This is a genomic window from Caballeronia sp. LZ003, from assembly GCF_031451465.1.
Taxonomy (GTDB): Bacteria; Pseudomonadota; Gammaproteobacteria; order Burkholderiales; family Burkholderiaceae; genus Caballeronia.
The window spans coordinates 1,125,707-1,150,271 of record NZ_JARUXJ010000001.1; the positions used below are offsets into that span (position 1 = coordinate 1,125,707).

A 24,565-nucleotide genomic window follows, 5' to 3' on the forward strand; every position below is an offset into this window, starting at 1 on the left:
AGCAATTTTCCGCATTATGAGATCATCTCTCATGATTCGAAAAATTCCTTGCTACAAAGTCTGGACCCTATTTAGAATTGCCGGCACGCGGCCAGTGCCCGGTTTTCGGCGGGCGACTGTCGGCGGTTCTTAGAGCGATCCTCACATCAGGAGACGAGCATGTCCGCTGTACCCGACGAAGTTCTCAAATATGTCGCCAATGCCAAAGACGACGATCCTCAGGAAACCGCCGAGTGGCTCGACGCACTCGACGGCGTCATTTCGGCAGTCGGTCCTGATCGCGCGCACTACCTGATCGAAAAGCAGATCGAATTCGCCCGCGTGCATGGCGAGCATCTGCCGTTTTCGGCGAATACGCCCTATATCAATACGATTCCCGTCGCCGGCCAGGCCAAGATTCCGGGCGACCAGGACATCGAGCACCGCATTCGTTCGTACACGCGCTGGAACGCCATCGCCATGGTGTTGCGCGCGGGCAAGGACACCAATGTCGGCGGTCACATCGCTTCGTTTGCTTCGGCGGCGACGCTCTACGACGTCGGCTTCAATCACTTCTGGCACGCACCGTCGAAGGAACATGGCGGCGATCTCGTGTTCGTGCAGGGTCACTCGTCGCCGGGCGTCTACTCGCGCGCGTTCCTGCTCGGCCGTCTGACCGAGGCGCAGCTCAACAACTTCCGTCAGGAAGTGGGCGGCGAGGGAATCTCCTCGTATCCGCATCCGTGGCTGATGCCGGACTTCTGGCAATTCCCGACGGTGTCCATGGGCCTGGGCCCGATCATGGCCATCTATCAGGCGCGTTTCATGAAGTACATGGAAGCGCGCGGTATCGTGAAGACGCAGGGCCGCAAAGTCTGGGCGTTCCTCGGCGACGGCGAAACGGACGAGCCGGAATCGCTCGGCGCAATCGGCATGGCCGGGCGCGAGCGTCTGGACAACCTCGTGTTCGTCATCAACTGCAACTTGCAGCGTCTGGACGGTCCGGTGCGCGGCAACGGCAAGATCATCCAGGAACTCGAAAGCGAATTCCGTGGCGCGGGCTGGAACGTCGTCAAGGTGATCTGGGGCAGCCGCTGGGACGCGCTCTTCGCACGCGACAAGACCGGCGCGCTCATGCGCCGCATGATGGAAGTGGTCGACGGCGAGTACCAGACCTACAAGTCGGAATCGGGCGCGTTCGTGCGCGAGCACTTCTTCAACACGCCGGAACTGAAGGCGCTGGTGGCCGACTGGTCCGATGAAGACATCTGGAACCTGAACCGCGGCGGCCACGATCCGCACAAGATCTACGCGGCTTACGATCAGGCGCAGAAGTCGAAGGGCTCGCCTACCGTGATCCTCGCCAAGACCATCAAGGGTTATGGCATGGGCGAACACGGCCAGGCCATGAACATCACGCACCAGCAGAAGAAGCTGCCGATCGACACGCTGAAGAAGTTCCGCGACCAGTTCCGTCTGCCGTTGACCGACGAACAGATTGCCGACGTGCCGTATCTCACCTTCGAGGAAGGCTCGAAGGAACTGGAATACATGCGCGCCCGCCGTCAGGAACTGGGTGGCTATCTGCCGTCGCGCCGCGAGAAGGCGGAGTCGCTGCCGGTGCCGGAACTGTCGGCATTCGAGCCGCTGCTCAAGGGCACGGGCGAAGGCCGCGAAATCTCCACGACGATGGCGTTCGTGCGGGTGCTCAACATCCTCTTGAAGGACAAGGCCATCGGCAAGCGTATCGTGCCGATCGTGCCGGACGAGTCGCGTACTTTCGGCATGGAAGGCCTCTTCCGCCAGATCGGCATCTGGAATCAGGACGGCCAGAAGTACATTCCTGAAGACTCCGACCAGCTGATGTTCTACAAGGAATCGGAAACCGGGCAGATTCTGCAGGAAGGCATCAACGAAGCCGGTGGCATGTGTGACTGGATCGCGGCCGCGACGTCGTATTCGACGCACGGCGAGATCATGATCCCGTTCTACATCTTCTACTCGATGTTCGGCTTCCAGCGCATCGGCGACCTGGCCTGGGCGGCGGGCGACATGCGTTCGCGCGGCTTCCTGCTGGGCGGCACCGCTGGGCGCACGACGCTCAACGGCGAAGGCCTGCAGCACGAAGACGGCCACTCGCTGCTGTGGGCAGCATCGATCCCGAACTGTGTGAGCTACGACCCGACCTTCGGTTACGAACTCGCGGTCATCATGCAGGACGGCCTGCGCCGCATGGTCGCCGACCAGGAAGATGTGTATTACTACATCACCGTGATGAACGAGAACTACGAGCATCCGGCGATTCCGCAAGGTGAATCAGTTGCCGCGGACATCATCAAGGGCATGTACGCGTTCAGGAAGGCCGAAGGCGCGGCAAAGGGTCCGCGCGTCCAGTTGATGGGCGCGGGCACGATCTTCAACGAAGTGATCGCCGCCGCCGACTTGCTCAAGAACGACTGGGGCGTGGCCGCCGACCTGTGGAGCGTGCCGAGCTTCACGGAACTGGCTCGCGAAGGTCAGGCAATCGACCGCTGGAACCTGCTGCATCCGGCCGACGAAAAGCAAGTGCCGCATGTCACCAAGCTGCTCAAGGGCGCGCAAGGTCCGGTGATCGCGTCGACGGATTACATCCGCGCGCTCGTCGACCAGATTCGCGCCTATGTCCCGAACAAGTTCGTGGTGCTCGGCACCGACGGCTACGGCCGCTCGGACACGCGCGAAGCACTGCGCCACTTCTTCGAAGTCGACCGCTACTGGGTCACGCTGGCCGCGCTCAACGCGCTCGCCGACGAAGGCACGATCGAGCGCAAGGTCGTCGCTGAGGCGATCAAGAAGTACAACCTCGACCCGGCTAAACCCAACCCGATGACCGTCTAAAGGCATCGCCCCCGTGCGTTGTGATGCGGCGCGCTCCCGAAGCGGGGGCGCGCCGCATGCAACACAGGAGACACTAATAATGAGTCAAGCGATCGAAGTCAAAGTGCCGGACATCGGCGATTTCAAGGACATTCCCGTGATCGAGGTTCTGGTCAAGGTGGGCGATGTCGTTGAACAGGAACAGTCCCTCGTCACGCTGGAATCCGACAAGGCCACCATGGATGTACCGAGCTCCTCCGCGGGCACGGTCAAGGAAGTAAAAGTCAAAGTGGGCGATAACGTGTCGGAAGGCACGTTGATCGTCGTATTGGAAAGCGGCGCTTCCGCGCCCGCCAAAACCGACGCGCCCGCCAAGCAGGAAGCGCCGGCCGGCACGACCACGCAGTCGCAACCCGCGCAAGCCGCTCAGGCTTCGAGCGGCGGCGGATCGGTGGAAGTGAAGGTGCCGGATATCGGCGACTTCACGGATATCCCGGTCATCGAAATCGGCGTGAAGGTTGGCGACAAGGTGGAGAAGGAACAGTCGCTCGTCACGCTCGAATCCGACAAGGCGACCATGGATGTGCCTTCGCCTGCCGCTGGCACCGTCAAGGAATTGAAGGTCAAGCTCGGCGATACGGTGTCAGAAGGCACGCTGATTCTGATTCTCGAAGGCGGCGAAAGCAGCCCGGCCGCTTCCGCGCCCAAGCAGGAGGCGCCGAAGCAGGAAGCGCCGAAGCCGGTCGAAGCGCCGCCCGATGCGCCCGCCAAACCCGCGCCCGCGCCCGCCCAGCCGTCCGCGCTCGCGCAGGCGCCCGCTATTCCCGCAGGCGATGGCACACGCACGTCGAGCCACGCGTCGCCTTCGGTGCGCAAGTTCGCGCGCGAACTCGGCGTCGATGTCACGCGCGTGCGCGGTTCCGGTCCGAAAGGCCGCATCACGCAAGGCGACATCACCGCGTTCGTGAAGGGCGTCATGTCGGGTCAGGGCGCAGCGCCCGCCGCGGTTGCCGCGCCGGCTGGCGGCGGTGGCGACCTCAACTTGCTGCCGTGGCCGAAGATCGACTTCACGAAGTTCGGTCCTGTCGATCCAAAGCCGCTGTCGCGCATCAAGAAGATCTCGGGTGCGAACCTGCATCGCAACTGGGTGATGATCCCGCACGTCACGAACAACGACGAAGCGGACATCACCGAGCTCGAAGCGCTGCGCGTGAAGCTGAACAAGGAAAACGAGAAGTCGGGCATCAAGATCACGATGCTGGCTTTCGTCATCAAGGCAGTGGTTTCCGCGCTGAAGAAATTCCCGACCTTCAACGCGAGTCTCGACGGTGACAACCTCGTCTTCAAGAAGTATTTCCACGTTGGCTTCGCAGCCGATACACCGAACGGCCTCGTCGTCCCGGTGATCCGCGACGCCGACAAGAAGGGCTTGATGGATATCGCGAAGGAGATGACGGATCTCTCGAAGCTCGCGCGCGAAGGCAAGTTGAAGCCGGACCAGATGCAAGGCGGCTGCTTCTCGATTTCGTCGCTGGGCGGCATCGGTGGCACGAACTTCACGCCGATCATCAACGCGCCGGAGGTGGCCATCCTGGGTCTGTCGCGTGGCGCGATGAAGCCGGTGTGGGACGGCAAGCAGTTCGTGCCGCGCCTCACGTTGCCGCTGTCGCTGTCGTATGACCACCGCGTCGTCGACGGTGCGGAGGCGGCGCGCTTCAACGCCTATCTCGCGGGCATTCTGGCGGACTTCCGCCGGGTGATTCTCTAAAAAAGTGGCGCGTGTCTTCCTCGCTCGATTGTGCGGGCAAGACACGTGAGACGCTGGGACCGGCGTGCGCTTCAGTGCGCGCGCCTGCTCCAACCGCTCTTTTTCGCCATCATCTTGCATGGGACCCGGGTCAGGCGCTTCAGGCACCGGCTCTGGTCGACATAGGGGACAAATATGAGTCTCGTCGAACTAAAAGTACCCGACATCGGCGACTTCTCCGATGTCGATGTCATCGAAGTCAATATCAAGCCCGGCGACGCCATCGAAAAGGAACAGGGCGTCATCACGCTCGAAACCGATAAGGCCACCATGGAAGTGCCCGCCGACCAGGCAGGCACGATCAAGGAAGTGAAGGTCAAACAGGGCGACAAAGTCTCGCAAGGCTCGGTCATCGCGATGATCGAAACCGAAGGCGCGAGCGCCGCTGCGGAACCTAAGGCCGAAGCGCCGAAGGAAGCGTCGTCCGCAAAGCCGGCTGCACCCACGCCCACGGCGTCGGGCGGCGGCGCACAGGACGTGAAGGTGCCGGATATCGGCGACTTCAAGGACATTCCGGTCATCGAGATCCATGTGAAGCCGGGCGATACGGTCGAGAAGGAGCAATCGCTCGTCACACTCGAGTCCGACAAGGCGACCATGGATGTGCCTTCGCCCGCCGCGGGCACCGTGAAGGAACTGAAGGTCAAGCTGGGCGACAACGTCTCCGAAGGCAGCGTGATTCTGACGCTCGAAGGTCAGGGCGGAGGCGTGAGCGAAGTGCCGACCAAGCCGACGGCCGCGCAACCGCAGCCCGCCGAAAAGGCGAGCGCCGCGCCCGCGCCGAAGGCAGGCAGTTATTCGGGCAGCGCGGATGTCGAGTGCGACATGCTCGTGCTCGGCGCAGGCCCCGGCGGCTATTCGGCGGCGTTCCGCGCAGCGGATCTCGGCATGAGCACCGTGCTTGTCGAACGCTATGCGACCCTGGGCGGCGTGTGTCTGAACGTCGGCTGCATTCCGTCGAAGGCGCTGCTGCATACGGCGCTCGTGCTCGACGAAGCCAAGCATCTCGAATCGCACGGCATCACGTTCGGCAAGCCGAGCATCGATCTGGACAAGCTGCGCGGCTTCAAGGAAGGCGTCGTCAAGAAGCTGACCGGCGGTCTCGCGGGCATGGCGAAGGCGCGCAAGGTACAGGTGGTGACGGGCGTCGGTACGTTCGTCGATCCGAACCACATGGAAGTGCAGGGCGACGGCGGCAAGAAGGTCGTCAAGTTCAAGAAGGCGATCATCGCGGCGGGTTCGCAGGCGGTGAAGTTGCCGTTCTTCCCGGACGATCCGCGCGTGGTCGACTCGACCGGCGCGCTCGAACTGCGTCAGATTCCGAAGCGCATGCTGGTGGTGGGCGGCGGAATCATCGGGCTGGAAATGGCGACGGTTTATGCGTCACTCGGCTCCGAAATCGATGTCGTCGAAATGCTCGACGGTCTGATGATGGGCGCCGACCGCGATCTCGTGAAGGTCTGGGAGAAGTACAACGCGAAGCGCTTCGCCAACGTCATGCTGAAGACCAAGACGACCAAGGCGGAAGCCAAGGACGACGGCATTTACGTGACGTTCGAGGGCGACAAGGCGCCGACCGAAGCGCAGCGTTACGACCTCGTGTTGCTGGCCGTGGGCCGCAGTCCGAACGGCGGGAAGATCGGCGCGGACAAGGCGGGCGTCGCGGTGACGGATCGCGGCTTCATCAACGTCGACAAGCAACTGCGTACGAACGTCGAGCATATTTTTGCGATCGGCGATCTCGTTGGCCAGCCGATGCTCGCGCACAAGGCCGTGCACGAAGGCCACGTCGCGGCGGAAGCGGCGCATGGCGAGAAGGCGTACTTCGATGCGCTGCAAATTCCGTCGGTGGCTTATACCGATCCGGAAGTGGCGTGGGCCGGCAAGACCGAAGACCAGTGCAAGGCCGAAGGCATCAAGTACGGCAAGGCGGTGTTCCCGTGGGCCGCTTCGGGCCGCGCGATCGCCAATGGTCGCGACGAGGGCTTCACCAAGCTGATTTTCGATGAAGCGACGCATCGCGTGATCGGCGGCGGGATCGTCGGATTGAACGCGGGCGATCTGATCAGCGAAGTGTGTCTTGCGGTCGAGATGGGCGCGGATGCCACGGACATCGGCAAGACCATCCACCCGCATCCGACCTTGGGCGAATCCATCGGCATGGCGGCGGAGTTGTACGAAGGCGTCTGTACGGACTTGCCGCCGCAGCGCAAGAAGTAAGCGGCCGTAAAAGGGTGTCGAGCGAAGCGCGCTTCTTCACGGAAGCGCGCTTTTGCTTTTGAACTGCCCGCTCGAATGCGTGAAGCGAAAGCCGTTTTTTCGAACCAACAGACGACTAAAAACCCGGCGCGAGGCCGGGTTTTTCGTGATTCTTGCTTCGTCAACCGGGCGAACCCGGCTTCGAACTTACGCAACCGTCTTCTTGGCGGTGCGCGTAGCTTGTTCGGTCGCTTGCGTAGCGGCCTTCGTGGCGGCCGTGGCGGCTGCGTTGAAGTTGCTTTCAGCGATTTCGACAGCTTGCTTCGTTGCCTTGTGAACCGTTTCGTACGTCGTGTTGGCGGCGGTGATGGCCGACTTCATGACTGCGACTGCGGTTTCCGAACCAGCCGGTGCGTTCTTCGCGACGTTGTCGACGAGCGATTGCACCTTGCGGTTTTGCTCTTCGTACTGAGCTTCAGCAACGCGAGCGAATTCAGCCTGCGTGGACGACGCGATTTCATACAGATGACGGCCGTACGACAGAACCTTCTCGGCGACCGGCTGCGTGAGGCTTGCTTGCAGCGAGAGGAGTTCTTGTGCGTCCTTGACCGACAGCGCGCGCTGGGTGTTCTCCTGGCTTTCGGCCAGGGTCGACTTCACGACTTGCAGATTCAGTTCGACCAGCTTTTCGATACCTTCGAATGCCTTGTTCGTGAGGCCGAACAGCGTGTCGAAGTTAGCTTTTTGTGCGGCGGCGATTTGCTCGGGGGTCAACAGGGTCATCTCAGGCTCCTGATAGTCGACCCATCAACGCGGGTCGTGGTTTGGTAGGTCCGGCGCGCCGTTGCGGCCGGTTACTGCAAAGTGCGATTGGTGCGTCGCAACATGAAGCCATTTTAGAGATATTCCGATAGATGTCAAGCGCTTTTTGTGCATTGCACAATACGCCGAAAGGTCTTGTTAAACAATGGCTTAAGTCGGATCGAAGCCGCATGCGCTGCTGCTCGGTGAAAACCCTATGCACCGCCGCAGGGCGTGGCGTTGCGAGACGCTCTTAACCGGATGGGAGCGTTATGAAAGCACGCTAAGACGACAGAATCATGTCCCGTCGATGCGCATGCTGGAAACTCGCATCGGCAAGAAAGATGAGATGTTTCTGTAGTAAGTCCTATTTTTAGGATGACGCCGTACACCAAATTGTTGAAGAGACGTTAACATTTCGACTGTCGGTTGCGTTGTTGTTGTGTTGACGCCGCATCCGTCCACCGCACGCAGCCTTCTTCGAATTTTCGCTTCGCTGTCTTCCAGACCCGAATCCGCGATTCCTGGCTCAAGTTGCAGAAAGTTTTGCCGATAGTGCGCTTGTCGTCCCGCATAAAAGCGCACTGTTGGCAGCACTGCTGCAATGCGCGATCGTTTTTTCCGATCAAAGCGCGCGTTGTGTAACGATAAGCAATCGTGGCTTACAACTCGGTTTAACGAGTGCGGATAAGTGCTTAATATTGCTTAAATTTCGTAGCTTCACTACACTTGGCGGTACTCTCCAGCCGCCCAACAGAACACTAATGAAAACCGAAATGTTTTCGTCGTTTAAGGTGGTTCATGGCGTAGCGCTGCGCTCCGCGTTGTCGATCGCCATTTCCATCGCCGTAGCGACGTCCTTTGCAGCGGCTCCGGCTGAAGCCCTCGCAAAAACCGCCACCGCAACCAAATCCGTCAAGAAATCCGCGAAGTCCACTGCTTCCGCCGAGAAGGCCGAAAAGCCTGCTCGTGTGGCGAAGACATCGGCGAAATCGGGCCGTGCCGCCCGCGTAGCCAAGGTCGCCGCCGAAGACGACGACGTACCCCGGGCTTCCCGCAAGCGTCGAGTGAATTACCGCATGGACCCGCGCTCGCGCCGCGCCGCAGTGCACTCGGTGGCGTATCAGCCGCGTGCCACCTCGGTCGGTTCGGCGTTCGGTTTGCATGAAACGCCCGACAGCCTGGCGCTGCGTTCGAGCGTGGCCTATGTGGTGGACCAGAACACGTCCGAAACGCTTTTCGACAAGAATTCGCGCGCCGTCGTGCCTATCGCGTCCATCACCAAGTTGATGACGGCCATGGTCACGCTCGACTCGCACTTGCCGCTCACCGACGAAATGACGGTGACCGACGAAGATCGCGATTACGAGAAGTTCACGGGCTCGCGGCTTGCCGTCGGCTCGGAGCTCAATCGCGAGGACATGCTGCATATCGCGCTCATGGCATCGGAAAATCGCGCGGCGGCCGCGTTGTCGCGCTATTACCCGGGTGGCCGGCCGGCTTTCATCGCGGCAATGAACGCGAAAGCGAAGTCGCTCGGCATGACCGACACGCATTTCGAGAACTCCACGGGTCTCACGAGCCTCAACGTTTCGAGCGCACGCGATCTCGTGAAGATGGTGAACGCGGCGTATCAATATCCGCTCATCCGCAAGTTCTCGACGGATCGCAGCTACGAAGTCTTCACCGGCAAGCGCAATCTCGCCTACAACAGCACGAACGCGCTGGTGCGTAATGCGTCGTGGGATATCGGTTTGCAGAAGACCGGCTTCATCAACGAAGCGGGCGAGTGCCTGGTGATGCAGGCAACGGTCAACGGCCGCCCGGTCGTGATCGTGCTGCTCGATTCCTACGGCAAGTATTCGCGTTTCGCGGATGCCGGCCGCCTGCGTTCGTTCCTCGATACGCTCGGCGAACCGCGCATCATGAGTGCGGACATGGGTAGCGGCACGAACCCCTAAGCAAGTTTGAATAAGCAGAAAGCCGGATGGGTCTCTCGACCCGTCCGGCTTTTTGTCTTTGAAGCAGCGTTTCTAACGCAAGATTCAGCGCGATGCGGCAGCAACCGGCTCGGGGTGATAACCCAGCGAGCGCGAGATCTCCAGCGCCGTATGACTGAGTTGCTTGAGCCACGCGTCTTGGAGACGATCGGCCGGCGCCGACAACGACAAGCCCGCGACGAGCCGCCCGGTATCGTCGTAAATGCCCGCCGCGATACAGCGCACGCCCAGTTCGAGTTCTTCGTTATCGCGCGCGCAAGCCTGTTGCCGCACGAACGACAGCTCACGTTCCAGCTTCGAAAGATCGGTGATGCTGTTCTGTGTGTGGCCCGAAAGACCCGTGCGCATGGCGTAGGCGCGCACGCGCGTGGTTTCGTCGGCGGCGAGGAAGAGTTTGCCGACCGAAGTCAGATGCAGCGGCGCGCGTCCACCGATCGCGCGCACGACCTGCATGCCGGAGCGTTCGGAATAAGCCCGCTCGATATAGACGATCTCATCGCCCTGACGCACCGAGAGGTTGACCGTCTGTCCCGTTTGCCGATGCAGTTCGCGCATCGGCGGCATTGCGGCCTCGCGCACCGAAAGGCGCGCCTTGACCAGATTGCCTAGTTCGAGCAGACGCATGCCGAGCCGATACGTGCCTGGATCGGAGCGGTCCACCAGCCGGCACAGCACCATGTCGTTCAAGATGCGGTGCGCCGTGGAAGGATGCAGATCGGTGCTTTGGGAGAGTTCCTTCAGGCTGACGGGATCGGTGTGGCCGGCAAGCGCGTCCAACAGACGCATCATGCGTTCGATCACCTGAATGGAGGTTTTGGATTCCGGGTTCGTATCGCTCATCGTGGAAATCGGTTGATGCGTCAAACTACGGATGCGCAATTGTATCTCATAATGTGAAAACGCGGTCGGCGGTTGGGGAGTGCCCGAACCACCGCCGCTTCGCGGATAATCGGCGTGCGTCTTAGAAAATCGCGATAAAACAGGAAACGCTCCACCATGCAAGTCGGACTATTCGTCACGTGCCTCATCGATATGATGCGGCCGGAGATCGGCTTTTCGGTCATCAAGCTGATCGAGCGCGCGGGTTTTACGGTGAGCGTGCCGCCCGCGCAAACCTGCTGCGGCCAGCCCGCGTATAACTCCGGCGATCGCAGACTTGCACGCGATCTCGCCGAAAAGACACTGCGGGAATTCGAACAATTCGACTACGTGGTGGTGCCGTCGGGTTCGTGCGGCGGAATGATCCGCGCGCATTACGGCGATCTCTTGCGCGACGATCCGCAACTCATGAATCGCTTCGCGCGCCTGCAACCGCGCGTCTTCGAACTCACCGATTTTCTCGTGAATGTTGCCAAGGCGCGCATGGAGCCCGGTGTGTTCGAAGGCGCCGTGACCTATCACGATTCCTGCTCGGGCCTGCGTGAACTCGGCGTGAAGGCGCAGCCGCGCGATTTGCTCGCACAAGCGGGCGTGCCCGTGACCGAGATGGCGGGCTGCGAACATTGCTGCGGTTTCGGCGGCACGTTCGCGGTGAAGTACGGCGACATTTCGACGGCCATCGTCGATGAAAAATGCGCCAACATCAAGGCGAGCGGCGCGGCTACCGTCGTGCTGGGCGATCTCGGCTGCATGCTGAATATAGAAGGGCGCTTGAGGCGCACCGGCGACACGAGCACGCGTGTGCTGCATATCGCGCAAGTGCTTGCCGGCGACGCATCCGACTCCATCCGCAACTGACGAACGAGCGAGCCCATGCAAGTCCAGACGATGCACTTCAAGGCGCGCGCCGGCAGCAAACTCGCCGATGAGCGTCTGCAGCAGAACCTCACCAAGCTCTCGACCAAATTCGTGAGCGCGCGGGCGAGCGCGGTGCTCGATATCGACTTCGAGGAGACGCGCGCCGCGCTAAAGGAGCGCCGCAATCGCGCGCTCGACAACCTCGACGTATGGCTCGAAACCTTCGAACGCGAGGCGACGCGCCGTGGCGCGACCGTGCTCTACGCGGAATCGACGCAGGATGCGGCGCGGTTGGTCGCGGACATCGCGCGCGCGCATGGCGTGAAAAAGGTCATCAAGACCAAGTCGATGGTCTCGGAAGAGATGCAACTGAATCGCGTGCTCGGCGAAATGGGCGTGCAGTCCATCGAAACCGATCTCGGCGAATATATCCTGCAGATCAACGACAACGAGCCGCCGAGCCACATCATTGCGCCCGTGGTTCACAAAGACAAGGAGCAGATCGCCGATCTCTTCGCGAAGACGCACGGCAAGCCGCGTCTCACGGACATCCCCGACATGACCCGCGAGGCGCGCGAAGTGCTGCGCCCGCATTTCATGTCCGCCGATATGGGAGTGACGGGCGGCAACTTTTTGATCGCGGAAACCGGCTCGGTGGCAGTTGTCACGAACGAAGGCAACGAAGGCATGTGTACCGTGATGCCGCGCGTGCACGTCGCGGTGACGGGCATCGAGAAGATTCTGCCGACGCTCGAAGATCTCGCCACCGCAATGCGTCTGCTGCCGCGCTCGGCGACCGGGCAGACCATTTCCAATTACTTTTCATTGCTGACCGGCCCCCGCGCGACGGGCGAGCAGGACGGGCCCGAGCATATGTATTTCGTGCTCGTCGATGGCGGGCGCACCGGGCTTATCGGCGGCGAGTTTCAGGAGATGCTGCGGTGTATTCGCTGTGGCGCGTGCATGAATCACTGCCCGGTGTATCAAAAGATCGGCGGTCATGCGTATGGCTGGGTTTATCCCGGACCGATGGGTTCGGTGTTGACGCCGGCTTATGTGGGCATCGACAAGGCGCTCGATCTGCCGCAAGCCGCAACGCTATGCGGCGAATGCAACAGCGTGTGCCCGGTGGGCATTCCGCTGTCCGACCTGCTGCGCAAACTGCGCGAAAAGCAGACCGAACGCCATCTGCGCCCCTGGACCGAACGCGTGGCGCTCGCCGTGTGGGGTTACTTCGCGCTTCGGCCAATTGCTTATGCGCTTTTTACGAAACTCGCCGTGCGCGTGCTTGAAGTCATGGGCGGAAAGAGAAAGACGATATCGCGGATGCCATTCGGCGCCGGATGGACCGAAACACGCGATATGCCCGCGCCGGTCGGGCGCACCTTCCGCGAACTATATAAGGCGAAAGGCACGCATCTCGGGTAAGCGTGTTTCCACGGAAAGCGATGTGAAAAAGCCGCGCCGGTTCGACCCGGCACGGCTTTCTAGCGCTCTGCGCAATCGACGCGTTATCCGCCGATCGGCCCGAGCGAGCTTCGCTGCTTGCCGCCGTGTCCGCCACCGCCACCGGCGCCACCGCCTTGATCGCCACCGCGATGGTAGCCGCCACCGTTTCCGCCAGGATTCGCGGCGGGCGCCTGCGGACGTCCTGGCGGGACGCCGCCGACGGCTCGCGGCAACGGCGCGCCTCCGCCTGCCTGTTGAGGCGGCGGTCCGCCCACCGGACGGCCTCCACCGGCTTGCGGTGGCTGACCACCACCCGGCTGATGTCCGCCGCCCGCTTGTTGCGGTTGATTATTTCCTTGCGGCGGGCGCCCACGCGGATAGTCCCCGCGATTCCAGTTGCCCGATGGCGGACGACGCCAGCCTGGACCGTCATCCCAATAGCGGCCGGGGCCAGGACCGTAGTAAGCGGGGCCAGGACCGGAGTAGTAGCCGCCGCCCACCGCTACGCCGGGCTGAACGACCACCGGCGCGCCGTACGCGTCGTAGCCATAGCCGGGATCGGCGTAGCCCGCGGCGGGATATCCGCCACCGTAGGATGATCCATCGGGATAAACCGCGCAGCCGCCTAGTACCAAAGCCGATGACGCGATCAAAAGTCCAGCAACTGCGGATTTCATGTCGTTGATTAGTTCGTTGCAGTGATAACAATAAGACACCCGGCGTGCTCCGATGTCCCCAAGAACTTTGTAAGGTTTTATGACGATTGGCCCGTTCTTGTTGCAATTTCAAAGCCGTGGGTTCGCTACCTTTCGTTGTCCGCCACGCAACGAAGCTTTGCTTTTCAGCGTCTTTTTAAGATGTCGGCGATTCCGTAAAATTCGATAGTCGCTTAGTGGGCATCATTCATGCGCTTGATGCGACGACGAACAGAGGTAATCCCATGAAAAAGACAATATCGACCTATTGGCCCGCCGCGATCCTGTTGCCGCTTGTACTGACGTTCTGCATGCACGCGGGCGAGCCCCGGTTAGCCGTCGAACGTCACGGGCGTTCGGGCGTGGCAAGCGTGAGCGCGGAATTGGCGCGCGCGATTTCCTACGGCTTAGTCGATGACGACGACGCAAGACCTAACGCGCCGGCACGTCCCGAATCGATATAGACGCCGGCGAAACGCCGCGCACAGGCCACAAAAAATGGCGCCCTTCGTGAGAAGGACGCCATTTTCTTTCGCAGCAAACGCGCGTGCAATGCCTTACTTCAGCACGCTCGCCACCGCGTTGGCGACGACATCGATATTGCGCAGATTCAGCGCAGCCACGCAGATGCGCCCCGTGCTGACCGCATAGATGCCGAATTCTTCCCGCAGACGGTCCACTTGCGGCGCGGTCAGGCCCGAGTACGAGAACATGCCGCGCTGACGGTCGACGAAGGAAAAGTCGCGATCCACGCCCGCGCCCTTCAGACGCTCGACGAGGCCATTACGCATGGCGCGGATACGATCGCGCATCTCGCCCAGTTCCTGTTCCCACAGCGCACGCAGTTCCGGCGATGCCAGCACGGCCGCGACCACCGAGCCACCGTGCGTCGGCGGGTTCGAATAGTTGGTGCGAATCACGCGCTTCAATTGCGACAGCACGCGCGACGACTCTTCCTTGCTCGACGTGATGATGGACAGCGCGCCAACGCGCTCGCCATACAGCGAGAACGACTTCGAGAACGACGACGACACGAACACGTTCAGATCCGACGCGGCGAAGAGGCGCACGGCGGCGGCATCGGCTTCGATGTTTTCGCCGAAGCCTTGATACGCGATGTCGAGGAACGGCACGAGGTTGCGCGCCTTCACGACTTCGACGATCTGCGCCCACTGCGCGTCCGTCAGATCCACGCCGGTCGGGTTGTGGCAGCACGCGTGCAGCACGACGATGGTGCCGGCCGCGTAGCCGTTCAGCGCGTCGAGCATGGCCGCGAAGTTCACGCCATGCGTCGCCGCTTCGTAATACGGATAGTTGACGACCTCGAAGCCCGCGCCTTCGAAGAGCGCGCGATGGTTTTCCCAGCTCGGGTCGCTGATCGCGACTTTCGCGCCCGGATTCACGCGCTTCAGAAAGTCCGCCCCGATTTTGAGCGCGCCCGTGCCGCCCAGCGCCTGCGCCGTGACGATTCGGCCCGAAGCGATCAGCGGCGAGTCACGGCCGACGAGCAGCGTCTGGACGGCCGAGTCGTACGCGGCGATGCCGTCGATAGGCAGATAGCCGCGCGGCAGCGCTGCATCGACGCGTGCTTTTTCAGCTTCGCGAACGGCGCGCAGAAGCGGAATCTTGCCTTCTTCGTTGGTGTAGACACCAACGCCCAGATTGACCTTGGTCGGGCGCGGGTCGGCGTTGAAGGCTTCGTTGAGGCCCAGAATCGGGTCGCGGGGAGCGAGTTCGACGGCAGAGAAAAGAGACATGATCTATCGGCAGTGGAAGGAAGACGTGCGGCGGGAAGAACGATGCTTGGGCGCTCGAAAAAGCGGCGCGTGACGTCGTTGGCGGCGCGGTCGTGCGGGGCGCCCCCTCGAAGCCCAGTCGCATATTGTATCGAATCCGGCGCTGCATTTCGGATCGAGCCTTATTCTATGTACGCGCTTTTTTCTCGCGAGCATGAATAAGCGCATGGGCTTCGGCCGGTTGAAAGCCTTGTCCGGCATGCGCGCAAGCCTCGATTGGACGGCATCGACGGAACAGCGGCGCCGCCTCGCGCGCCATTGCTTGACTTCCACCCAACGGTCCCAACCTGCTCGATTCCGCCTCCGTGAGGCCGCCCGCGCCACTTTCGCCGCAGCCGCTAGAATAGGTGTTTGCTCCGGCGCCGACTAAGAAGATTCCCCTCTCCATGTCCGATACCCTTATCGAAACGCCCGACGCACTGGACGAATCGAAGTTCGCCACGTTCGAAGGCTCGCCGTTTCAGCTCTATCAGCCGTATCCGCCCGCGGGCGATCAGCCCGAGGCCATCAAGACGCTCGTCGAGGGCGTGGACGACGGTCTCTCGTTCCAGACGCTGCTCGGCGTGACCGGCTCGGGCAAGACCTTCACGATGGCCAACGTCATCGCGCGTCTGGGCCGGCCCGCCATCGTTTTCGCGCCCAACAAGACGCTCGCCGCGCAGCTCTACGCCGAGTTCCGCGAGTTCTTCCCGCGCAACGCGGTCGAGTACTTCGTCTCGTACTACGACTATTACCAGCCGGAAGCGTATGTGCCGCAGCGCGATCTCTTCATCGAGAAGGATTCGTCGATCAACGAGCATATCGAGCAGATGCGGCTCTCGGCGACCAAGAGCCTGCTCGAACGCCGCGACGTGGTGATCGTGGCGACGGTGTCGGCCATTTACGGTATCGGCAATCCGTCCGAGTATCACAAGATGATCCTCACGCTGCGCGTAGGCGACAAGCTCGGCCAGCGCGATGTCATCGCGCGGCTGATCGCCATGCAATACACGCGCAACGAGGCGGATTTTCAGCGCGGCTCGTTCCGTGTGCGAGGCGACACCATCGACATCTTTCCGGCGGAACACGCGGAAATGGCGGTGCGAGTCGAATTGTTCGACGACGAAATCGAGTCGATGCAGCTTTTCGATCCGCTCACCGGCCGCGTGCGCAACAAGATTCCGCGCTTCACGGTGTATCCGTCGTCGCATTACGTGACGCCGCGCGACACCGTCATGCGCGCGATCGAAACCATCAAGCTGGAACTGCGCGAGCGGCTGGAGTTTTTCCATAGCCAGGGCAAGCTCGTCGAGGCGCAGCGGCTCGAACAGCGCACGCGCTTCGACCTGGAAATGCTGCAGGAACTGGGTTTTTGCAAGGGTATCGAGAATTACTCGCGGCATTTCTCGGGCTCGGCGCCCGGCGAACCGCCGCCGACGCTCGTCGACTATCTGCCGCCCGACGCCATCATGTTGCTCGACGAGTCGCACGTGCTGATCGGCCAGTTGAACGGCATGTATAACGGCGACCGCGCGCGCAAGGAAAATCTCGTCGATTACGGTTTCCGCATGCCGTCCGCGCTCGACAACCGGCCGCTCAAGTTCAACGAATTCGAGCGCAAGATGCGCCAGGCCGTGTTCGTCTCCGCGACGCCCGCCGACTACGAACAGAAGAAAGCGGGGCAAGTGGCCGAGCAACTCGTGCGGCCGACGGGTCTCGTCGATCCCGAAATCGAGGTGCGGCCCGCGCGCTCGCAGGTCGACGACGTGCTCTCCGAGATCAACGCGCGCGTCGCGGTGCACGAACGCGTGCTCGTTACCGTGCTCACCAAGCGCATGGCCGAACAGCTGACCGAATTTCTCGCCGATCACGGCGTGAAGGTGCGCTATTTGCACAGCGATATCGACACGGTCGAGCGCGTGGAAATCATCCGCGATCTGCGGCTCGGCACGTTCGATGTGCTCGTCGGCATCAACTTGTTGCGCGAGGGTCTGGATATTCCTGAAGTGTCGCTCGTCGCCATTCTCGACGCGGACAAGGAAGGCTTCCTGCGCGCCGAGCGCTCGCTGATCCAGACAATCGGACGGGCGGCGCGCAACGTGAACGGCAAGGCGATCCTCTACGGCGACAACATGACGGACTCGATGAAGCGCGCCATCGACGAAACCGAGCGGCGCCGCGCCAAGCAGGTGGCGCATAACCTCGAGCGGGGCATCACGCCGCGCGGAGTGGAAAAGCGCATCAAGGACATCATCGATGGCGTCTACAACGCCGACGACGCGCGCGCCGAACTGAAGGAAGCCCAGACGCGCGCGAAGTTCGAGGACATGACCGAGAAGCAGCTCGCGAAGGAAATCAAGCGGCTGGAAAAGCAAATGATGGATCACGCCAAGAATCTCGAATTCGAAAAGGCGGCGCAGACCCGCGACCAATTGGCGCTGTTACGTCAACGCGTGTTCGGCGCGAACGTGGGCGATCACATCACCGGCATCGGCGGAAAGTAAGGCAAAAGAAAGCAAGTTTTCATCGTTCTGTCTCAAGCGACGCGGCGAGCCGGAAGGCGCACCGCGTTTTTTTATCGGCCGCGAATGGACCGCGGGTTGGCTGCAAAGCCCGCCGGAGCCTTGCCGCAGCAGGCTTTTGTAAGCCCGCGCTAATTTGTCCCGAGTGGTGAAGGGTGCTAAACTGACGAACATTGAGAATGGTTCGTATTAACGTTTTCCAGATTCTCGAAGCGGTTTTCCGTTTCGCGCTAACGAAACGGCACCACAGTCATTTTTTTGCGCCGGCGCGCCTTTTTAGAGCGCCGGAGTTCGGTGGAAAGGGCGCGCCAATGTCACGCGCGCCATCGATAACAACAGGAGTGTTTGATGGGTTCAACGTTGATGCGCGGCCTCGTTGCCGCCGCAGGCCTCACGGCGATGATCGCGGCTTCCGCTGCTGAGTATCCGATCGGCAAGCAGCATATCGAAGGCGGCATGGAAACGGGCGCCGTCTATCTGCAGCCAATCACGATGGCGCCGGAAGGCATCATGCGCAAGGCATCGGATTCGGACATTCACCTCGAAGCGGATATTCACGCGGTCAAGAACAACCCGACCGGTTTCGCCGAAGGCGACTGGATGCCCTATCTGAACGTGACGTATGAACTCACGAAAACCGGCTCGACGCAGTCGGTCAAGGGCGACCTGATGGCGATGGTCGCAAGCGACGGCCCGCACTACGGCGACAACGTCAAGCTCTTCGGTCCGGGCAAATATCACCTCAAGCTGCATATCTCGCCGCCTTCCGAAACCGGCCACATGGCGTTCGGCCGTCACGTCGACAAGGAAACCGGCGTGGGTCCGTGGTTCAAGCCGTTCACGATCGAATACGACTTCCCGTTCGCGGGCATCGGCAAGAAGGGCGGGTACTAAGCTCGCGCACGGCGTTCGCGCGTTCCGGCAGGGGTTTGCAGTTCGCTGCGCCGCCGGACGCGTACCAATCAGGAAGTCCGCATGAAATTGAAAAGCCAGCTGATGGCGATGTTGCTCTCGGTCGCAGCGGGTCTTGGCGTGGCGCACGCCGCCGATCTGCCGACCTTCAAGCTCGAAATGAACGACGGCAAGCTGAACCCGGCGCGCATCGAAGTACCGGCGGGGCAGCGCATCAAGATCGAAGTGCATAACGTCGGCAAGGGCGCGGCCGAGTTCGAAAGCGTGCAGTTGCGCAAGGAGAAGGTGCTCGCGCCGGGTGCCGATTCGTTCGTGGTGATCGCGCCGCTCGATCCGGGCGAATACAAGTTCTTCGACGACTTTCATCAGACCGCGCAAGGCGTGATCGTCGCCAAGTAAATGTCTGTGCCGCGCGCGTGTTTCGGTGCGCCCGCGCGGGCAAGTGAAGCAACGCAAAGGGGTTCAAATGGGGCAGGTACTTTTCATCGTCTGGCGTGAGAGCGTCGAAGCTTTGCTGGTCGTCGGCATTCTGTACGCATGGCTGAAGAACGGCGACCAGCAGGCGCGTCGCGGCCTGCCTTATCTGTGGTTCGGCGTGGCCACGGGGCTGGTTGCCGCCATCGCGCTGGGCGCCGCGCTCATCGGCTTCACGGAAGTGCTGTCCGGCAACGCGCAGGATTACTTCCAGACCGGCATGGTGCTGATCGCCTGCGTGCTCATTGTGCAGATGGTCCTGTGGATGAAGCGTCACGGCCGCACGCTCAAGCGCGACATGGAAAGCTCGCTGCAAAAGAGCACGCAGGACGGACAGTTCTGGGGCATCGCGGTGCTGGTTGCGCTGGCTATCGCGCGTGAAGGCAGCGAGACGGCCGTGTTTCTGTATGGCGTCGGCTTCGGGCAATCGGGACACGTCGATGCTTCGCAATATCTCGCGATCATCCTCGGCTTCGCGCTCGCGCTCCTGACGTTCTACGTGCTGCAACTCGGCGGCAAGATCTTCTCGTGGCGCTCGTTCTTTCGCGTGACCGAAATCATGCTGCTGTTCCTCGCCGCCGGCCTCTTCGAGACGGGCGTCGACAAACTGATCGACATGGAAGTGCTGCCGGTCATCGTCAATCAGGTGTGGAACTCGTCCGCGCTGCTCGACGACTCGAGCACCTTCGGTTCGCTCGTTGCCACCCTCACGGGTTATCGCGCGCATCCGGCGGGCATGAACTTGGTTGCCTACGCGGTCTACTGGATCGTGATTTATCTTCTCCTGCGCCGTTCCAATCATCAGATGGCGCAAAAACAAAAGGCGGCGAGCCGTCCAGCATGAGCTCTGTTCTGCAACGACCCGGCCGGCTGCAACAGGCCGGTCAATGGATGCAACGGCACGGCAACGCGATCCGCGGAACTCAGTGGGTCGTGGTTGTCGTGTACGCGTTTCTGATTCTCGTGCCGGCTGTCATGCCGCTGCCCGATGGCTCGGCGCATTTGTGGAATAACCTCACGCTTGCCGCGCAGTTCGTGTTCTGGGGCGTCTGGTGGCCGTTCGTGCTGCTGTCGATGGTCATGCTCGGCCGAGTGTGGTGCGGTGTGCTGTGTCCGGAAGGCGCGCTCACCGAGTTCGCGAGCAAGTTCGGCCGCGGCTGGGCGATTCCGCGCTGGATGCGCTGGGGCGGCTGGCCGTTCGTCGCATTCGGACTCACGACCATCTACGGACAGATGGTGAGCGTCTATCAATATCCGAAAGCGGTGCTGCTCGTGCTCGGCGGCTCGACCGTGGGCGCGATGATCGTCGGCGTGCTGTATGGCCGCGAAAAGCGCGTGTGGTGCAAGTACCTCTGCCCGGTAAACGGCGTGTTCTCGCTGCTCGCACGGCTTGCGCCGTTTCACTACAAAGTCAGCGAAGACGCGTGGCGCCGTTCGTACAAGGAAGGCGAGCACGGGCATCGGGTGATTCCGATCAACTGCGCGCCGCTCGTGCCCCTGCGCAAGATGGAAGGCGCCGCCGACTGCCACATGTGCGGCCGATGCAGCGGCCATCGCGATGCCATCGCGCTCACGTGGCGCTCGCCGTCGGAAGAGGTGGTCGAGCTCGGCAACAAGGCGGCGAATCCGTGGGACACGGCGCTGATTCTGTACGGCTTGCTCGGCATCGCGATCGGTGCGTTCCACTGGACCGTGAGCACATGGTTCGTCGATCTCAAGCAGATCTTCGCGAGCTGGCTGATCGATCACAACATCCTCTGGCCGCTCGATACCAACGCGCCGTGGTTCCTCTTCACGCATTATCCCGAGCAGAACGACGTGTTCTCCTGGCTCGACGGCACGATGGTGATCGGCTATATCGTCGCGACGGGTCTCGTCTACGGCACGGCGCTGCTCGCGCTGCTGGCGCTCGGCACGCGCATGCTCGGCAAGATGAACGCGGCGCGGCTGCATCACCTGACGCTCTCGCTGATTCCGCTCGCGGGATGCGGCGTGTTTCTCGGCTTGTCGGCGACCACGGTCTCGCTCCTGCGCGCGGAGCATCTGCCGCTGTGGTGGGTGACGGACCTGCGCCTCGGGCTGCTTGGCGTCGCCAACTTGTGGAGCGCCTGGCTCGCGTGGCGCGTCACGGCTCGTTATTCCTCGACGCTTGTTCCGCGCGCACTCACGATGGTATGGTTTGTCGCGGCGCTCGCCGTCGCGGATAGCGCCTGGTATCTGATGTTCTGGGGCTTCAGCCGATAACGCCATTAGGTGAGAATCAAGTGAGAACCAAACCCGTACTGACCGACGAAGACGTCCTGCTGATGGCCGCCGCCGCCGAGGCGCACGCAAAGGCGCACAACTGGAACGTGACCATCGCCATCGTCGATGACGGCGGGCATCTGCTGCATCTGCATCGGCTCGAAGGGACGGGCGCGAGCACGGTCGAGATGGCGACTGGCAAGGCGCGCACCGCCGTGCTCGGCCGGCGCGAAACGAAGGTGTATGAAGACACGATCAAGCAGGGCCGCACTGCGTTTCTGAGCGCGCCCATGACGGCCATGCTCGAAGGCGGCGTGCCGATCTTCGTCGGAACGGATATCGTCGGCGCGGTGGGTGTGTCGGGCGTGAAATCGGATCAGGATGCATCGATCGCGCGGGCGGGCATTGCGGCGCTTGGCATCGAAAACGTCTGAAGCGAGAACGTCGAAGCACGCGGTCGAATTTTTGCCATAGCCCGCGCACAATAAAAACGGCACGCCTTCGCATTGAAGGCGTGCCGTTCGATCAATCAAAATGCATGGCCTCGTTCGGGCACATGACATCGGCGGGAACCAAAAAAAGCGGCTTCGCTTGCTATCGACGACTGGCTGGTGTTTGCACGAAGGGGTCTAAATTCTCGCGTGCAAGTCGTCCTCGCTGGCTAAGGCCAAACACCTCTTTGGCGAGGTGGTCCCCACAATACACGGTACTGCTGTTCTGCCTTACCTCTTTGCCGCCTACTTCGTCAGGATCAGCTTGCCCAGACGCGTCGCGCGCAACTGATAGGTCTCCCCGTTATGCACGATCGCGATATGACTGCGCCCCTGCAGTAACGTATCGCTGCGCAACGAACGATCGCCGGTTGCATCGGCTGAATCCGTCGATATCGTCGATGCCCGCACCGACGTCACGGCAGCCGTCTTTGGGCGCGTGATGGCTGCATCGCGAACTGCCGGACGGCGAAGCCTGAGCGTGGTGGATCGCAGCGTGTCGGTCATGTCGTTTGAGTGCGTTCGTTGATTCGATGGGTCTATAGTAAATGATAACTATTCCTATTTGCAACTAGAGTTTCCTATGGATGCGCGGCCGTCATAGCCGCGCTTCATGTAGTACTTGAACTTTCTAGTGCAGCGGCGTTTCGTCGTGGCGCCCGTGCGCATATTGGCGAATCAGCCGCACCGTGTCGATATCCGATTCCCGATAAGCCGACTTGACGATCTCTTTGGTCTGGCGCTCGTCAGGCGTCGCGTCGTCGTTTTCGGGCAGGGTGGTGCTGTACGTGAATCGCAGAAACAGTTGCAACTCGTCGGGCTGCTCGATCGCCATGGTCAACGAGCCGCCGACATGTTCGGCAGTCGGCAGGATGTCGTAACGCACGCTGCTATCCGGTGTGAGCGTGACGCGGTCCCGCACCACGGCCTGACCGTAGTGCAACTCGCGCTCCATGACGTCGCCCTCGCGCGAGAGGATGTCGCAGCTATCGAGGCCGAGCACGAAAAGTTGCGGCTGCTCGGCGCGCAGCACGAGCCCTTCCCACAGTTGTTCGCGCGTGAGCGACCCGACGAGCGGATTGGTCGGATCGTTGATCTGGATGAGATGTTCGAAATTCAAAACGACGTTTCCCTGGATAGTTCGATGTACCCGTGCGGGCTGTTTTCAGGAAGTCAGGAAGCGAGCCCCGAGTCGATGCGCACCGCTCCGGACAGAACCTTGTGCATCGGACACGCATTGGCGATTTGCAAGAGGCGTTCCCGCTGTTCGGCATCGAGCGCGCCCGTGAGCGCGATCTGCCTGTCGATGATCGTGCCGTCCGCCGTGCTCTTCATCGACAATTCGACGTGCACCGCTTCGAGCGGCCAACCCTTGCGCTTCGCGTACATGCGAAGCGTGATCGAGGTGCACGCACCCAGGCTCGATAGCAGCAGCGACGCGGGCTCCGGACCGGTGTCCGCGCCGCCGAGGCTTGCGGGTTCATCGGCGACCCAGCCATGCGTGCCGTCGCGCAATTGCACCTGATAGTCGGCAGCGCCGATGCTGGCGGTCACGGAAGATCCGGAAGACATGCGTCGCTCCTATGAATGGCGATGTACGGCAAGAATAGCGGCGCGAATAAGAGCGGCGCGGCACGAACGGTCATTGTGACGCAATGCGCCCGTTCGTGCCGCGCCGTTTCATCGTGCCGATACGGTTCAGCGATGAATACCGCTCGGTGTGCCTAATGCGTGATCGCGCCCATGCGGCCTGTCTGATAGTCGGTCACGGCCTGGCGAATTTCATCTTCCGTGTTCATGACGAAAGGACCGTAGCGCACCACAGGTTCCTTGAGCGGCACGCCGCCGATGAGCAACACTTCGACGGGTTCATCGCCGGCGGCGAGGATGATCGTGTCGCCATCGTCCTTGAACGAGATCATCTGCTGCTTGCGCACCGGTTGGCCCTGCGGCCCATAGAGACCGACGCCCGACAACGGATATGCGAACACGCGAAAATCCCGCGGCACGTGATGCTCGACTCTTGCGCCAGGTTGCAGCGAAAAGTGTTGATAAAGAATCGGCGTACGTGTTTCGATGGCGGCCTTCACACCGAGCGCTTCGCCCGCGATGACCTTCACGCGCACCTTGCCGTCTTCGCTCGTCGCGACGGGAATCTGCGCCGACGCGATCTCTTGATAATGCGGCGTCGTCATCTTGTCGCGCTTCGGCAAGTTCACCCACAATTGCAGGCCGTGCACGCGGCCACCGCGTCGCGTGAATTCCTCGCCAGGCATCTCGCTATGAATGACGCCCGCGCCGGCGGTCATCCACTGCACGTCGCCCGGACGTAATGTGCCGGAATGGCCGGCCGAATCCTTGTGACCGAACTCGCCTTCGAGCATGTAGGTGACCGTTTCGAAGCCCCGATGCGGATGATCCGGCGCGCCCTTGGCTTCGCCCGGAGCGTAATCGGTCGGGCCCATTTCATCGAGGAGAAGGAACGGGTCGAAGTCCATCAGCAGACGCGTCGGAAACGGGCGATGCACGACGAAGCCGCCGCCTTCAACCGTGCGCGTTGCGGGAATGATGCTGGAAATGGTACGGCTCATGATCGGAATGCCTCGCGTCACCAAAAGGGAAAT

General features: G+C 61.6%; 21 protein-coding genes and 1 pseudogene. 14 read left to right on the forward strand and 8 right to left on the reverse strand.

Going from position 1 to position 24,565, the window contains the following annotated elements:
• The first annotated feature begins 159 nt into the window (after nt 1-159).
• From aceE to lpdA, 4 genes and pseudogenes are all read left to right on the forward strand, one after another.
• Nucleotides 160-2,856 (forward strand): pyruvate dehydrogenase (acetyl-transferring), homodimeric type, encoded by a 2,697-nt coding sequence (gene aceE / locus QCE79_RS05165; protein WP_244827599.1) that lies wholly within the window; start codon nt 160-162, stop codon nt 2,854-2,856.
• Between the two features lie 79 nt (nt 2,857-2,935).
• On the forward strand, nt 2,936-4,603 hold the full coding sequence (gene aceF / locus QCE79_RS05170; protein ID WP_250464331.1) for a dihydrolipoyllysine-residue acetyltransferase: 1,668 nt from the start codon (nt 2,936-2,938) through the stop codon (nt 4,601-4,603).
• A gap of 174 nt (nt 4,604-4,777) precedes the next feature.
• A pseudogene (locus tag QCE79_RS05175) lies at nt 4,778-5,002 on the forward strand (biotin/lipoyl-containing protein); the annotation flags it as partial.
• Between the two features lie 117 nt (nt 5,003-5,119).
• Nucleotides 5,120-6,862 (forward strand): dihydrolipoyl dehydrogenase, encoded by a 1,743-nt coding sequence (gene lpdA / locus QCE79_RS05180; RefSeq protein ID WP_309845202.1) that lies wholly within the window; start codon nt 5,120-5,122, stop codon nt 6,860-6,862.
• Nucleotides 6,863-7,048: 186 nt separating this feature from the next.
• Here the strand turns inward: lpdA and QCE79_RS05185 are convergent, their stop codons facing one another.
• Nucleotides 7,049-7,624 (reverse strand): phasin family protein, encoded by a 576-nt coding sequence (locus tag QCE79_RS05185; protein ID WP_244827602.1) that lies wholly within the window; start codon nt 7,622-7,624, stop codon nt 7,049-7,051.
• A gap of 782 nt (nt 7,625-8,406) precedes the next feature.
• Between QCE79_RS05185 and pbpG the strand changes: the two genes are divergently transcribed.
• The gene (gene pbpG / locus QCE79_RS05190; RefSeq protein WP_244827603.1) at nt 8,407-9,603 is read left to right on the forward strand and encodes a D-alanyl-D-alanine endopeptidase; all 1,197 of its coding nucleotides are present in this window, start codon (nt 8,407-8,409) and stop codon (nt 9,601-9,603) included.
• An 84-nt stretch (nt 9,604-9,687) separates the two neighbouring features.
• Here the strand turns inward: pbpG and QCE79_RS05195 are convergent, their stop codons facing one another.
• Nucleotides 9,688-10,482, reverse strand: a complete 795-nt coding sequence (locus QCE79_RS05195; RefSeq protein ID WP_244827604.1) for an IclR family transcriptional regulator — start codon at nt 10,480-10,482, stop codon at nt 9,688-9,690.
• Between the two features lie 156 nt (nt 10,483-10,638).
• On the opposite strand from QCE79_RS05195, the gene QCE79_RS05200 reads away from it, so the two are divergent.
• Together QCE79_RS05200 and QCE79_RS05205 are read left to right on the forward strand one after the other, a co-directional pair.
• A complete protein-coding gene (locus tag QCE79_RS05200) occupies nt 10,639-11,379 on the forward strand; it encodes a (Fe-S)-binding protein (RefSeq protein ID WP_309842411.1) in 741 nt (246 codons plus the stop codon).
• 15 nt (nt 11,380-11,394) lie between these two features.
• A complete protein-coding gene (locus QCE79_RS05205; protein WP_309842413.1) occupies nt 11,395-12,807 on the forward strand; it encodes a lactate utilization protein B in 1,413 nt (470 codons plus the stop codon).
• A gap of 83 nt (nt 12,808-12,890) precedes the next feature.
• Here the strand turns inward: QCE79_RS05205 and QCE79_RS05210 are convergent, their stop codons facing one another.
• On the reverse strand, nt 12,891-13,505 hold the full coding sequence (locus tag QCE79_RS05210; RefSeq protein ID WP_309842415.1) for a hypothetical protein: 615 nt from the start codon (nt 13,503-13,505) through the stop codon (nt 12,891-12,893).
• Between the two features lie 263 nt (nt 13,506-13,768).
• Between QCE79_RS05210 and QCE79_RS05215 the strand changes: the two genes are divergently transcribed.
• Nucleotides 13,769-13,987, forward strand: coding sequence for a hypothetical protein (locus QCE79_RS05215; protein ID WP_244827608.1), 219 nt, complete (start codon nt 13,769-13,771; stop codon nt 13,985-13,987).
• Between the two features lie 93 nt (nt 13,988-14,080).
• On the opposite strand, the gene QCE79_RS05220 is transcribed toward QCE79_RS05215, so the two are convergent.
• Nucleotides 14,081-15,280 (reverse strand): amino acid aminotransferase, encoded by a 1,200-nt coding sequence (locus tag QCE79_RS05220; protein WP_244827609.1) that lies wholly within the window; start codon nt 15,278-15,280, stop codon nt 14,081-14,083.
• 425 nt (nt 15,281-15,705) lie between these two features.
• Between QCE79_RS05220 and uvrB the strand changes: the two genes are divergently transcribed.
• From uvrB to QCE79_RS05250, 6 genes are all read left to right on the forward strand, one after another.
• The gene (uvrB, locus tag QCE79_RS05225) at nt 15,706-17,802 is read left to right on the forward strand and encodes an excinuclease ABC subunit UvrB (protein WP_244827610.1); all 2,097 of its coding nucleotides are present in this window, start codon (nt 15,706-15,708) and stop codon (nt 17,800-17,802) included.
• A 366-nt stretch (nt 17,803-18,168) separates the two neighbouring features.
• A complete protein-coding gene (locus QCE79_RS05230) occupies nt 18,169-18,714 on the forward strand; it encodes an iron transporter (protein ID WP_404989049.1) in 546 nt (181 codons plus the stop codon).
• 81 nt (nt 18,715-18,795) lie between these two features.
• Complete coding sequence (locus QCE79_RS05235; RefSeq protein ID WP_250525675.1) at nt 18,796-19,131, forward strand: cupredoxin domain-containing protein; 336 nt, start codon at nt 18,796-18,798, stop codon at nt 19,129-19,131.
• A 67-nt stretch (nt 19,132-19,198) separates the two neighbouring features.
• On the forward strand, nt 19,199-20,050 hold the full coding sequence (locus QCE79_RS05240) for an FTR1 family protein (RefSeq protein WP_309842425.1): 852 nt from the start codon (nt 19,199-19,201) through the stop codon (nt 20,048-20,050).
• Entirely contained in the window at nt 20,047-21,450 is a 1,404-nt protein-coding gene (locus tag QCE79_RS05245; RefSeq protein WP_309842426.1) for a 4Fe-4S binding protein, read from the forward strand. Before QCE79_RS05240 ends, QCE79_RS05245 begins: the two co-directional genes overlap by 4 nt.
• Nucleotides 21,451-21,470: 20 nt before the next feature.
• The gene (locus QCE79_RS05250; protein WP_244827615.1) at nt 21,471-21,884 is read left to right on the forward strand and encodes a heme-binding protein; all 414 of its coding nucleotides are present in this window, start codon (nt 21,471-21,473) and stop codon (nt 21,882-21,884) included.
• A 303-nt stretch (nt 21,885-22,187) separates the two neighbouring features.
• Here QCE79_RS05250 and hemP read toward each other — a convergent pair whose 3' ends face one another.
• The 4 genes from hemP to QCE79_RS05270 all read right to left on the reverse strand — a co-directional run bounded on the left by hemP (nt 22,188) and on the right by QCE79_RS05270 (nt 24,532).
• Nucleotides 22,188-22,448 (reverse strand): hemin uptake protein HemP, encoded by a 261-nt coding sequence (gene hemP / locus QCE79_RS05255; protein ID WP_250464346.1) that lies wholly within the window; start codon nt 22,446-22,448, stop codon nt 22,188-22,190.
• 124 nt (nt 22,449-22,572) lie between these two features.
• A complete protein-coding gene (locus QCE79_RS05260) occupies nt 22,573-23,061 on the reverse strand; it encodes an SRPBCC family protein (RefSeq protein ID WP_309842430.1) in 489 nt (162 codons plus the stop codon).
• A gap of 53 nt (nt 23,062-23,114) precedes the next feature.
• Nucleotides 23,115-23,513: an OsmC family protein gene (locus tag QCE79_RS05265; protein WP_244827618.1), complete on the reverse strand. Its 399-nt coding sequence runs from the start codon at nt 23,511-23,513 to the stop codon at nt 23,115-23,117.
• Nucleotides 23,514-23,665: 152 nt separating this feature from the next.
• Complete coding sequence (locus QCE79_RS05270; protein WP_250464352.1) at nt 23,666-24,532, reverse strand: pirin family protein; 867 nt, start codon at nt 24,530-24,532, stop codon at nt 23,666-23,668.
• Nucleotides 24,533-24,565 lie beyond the last annotated feature (33 nt).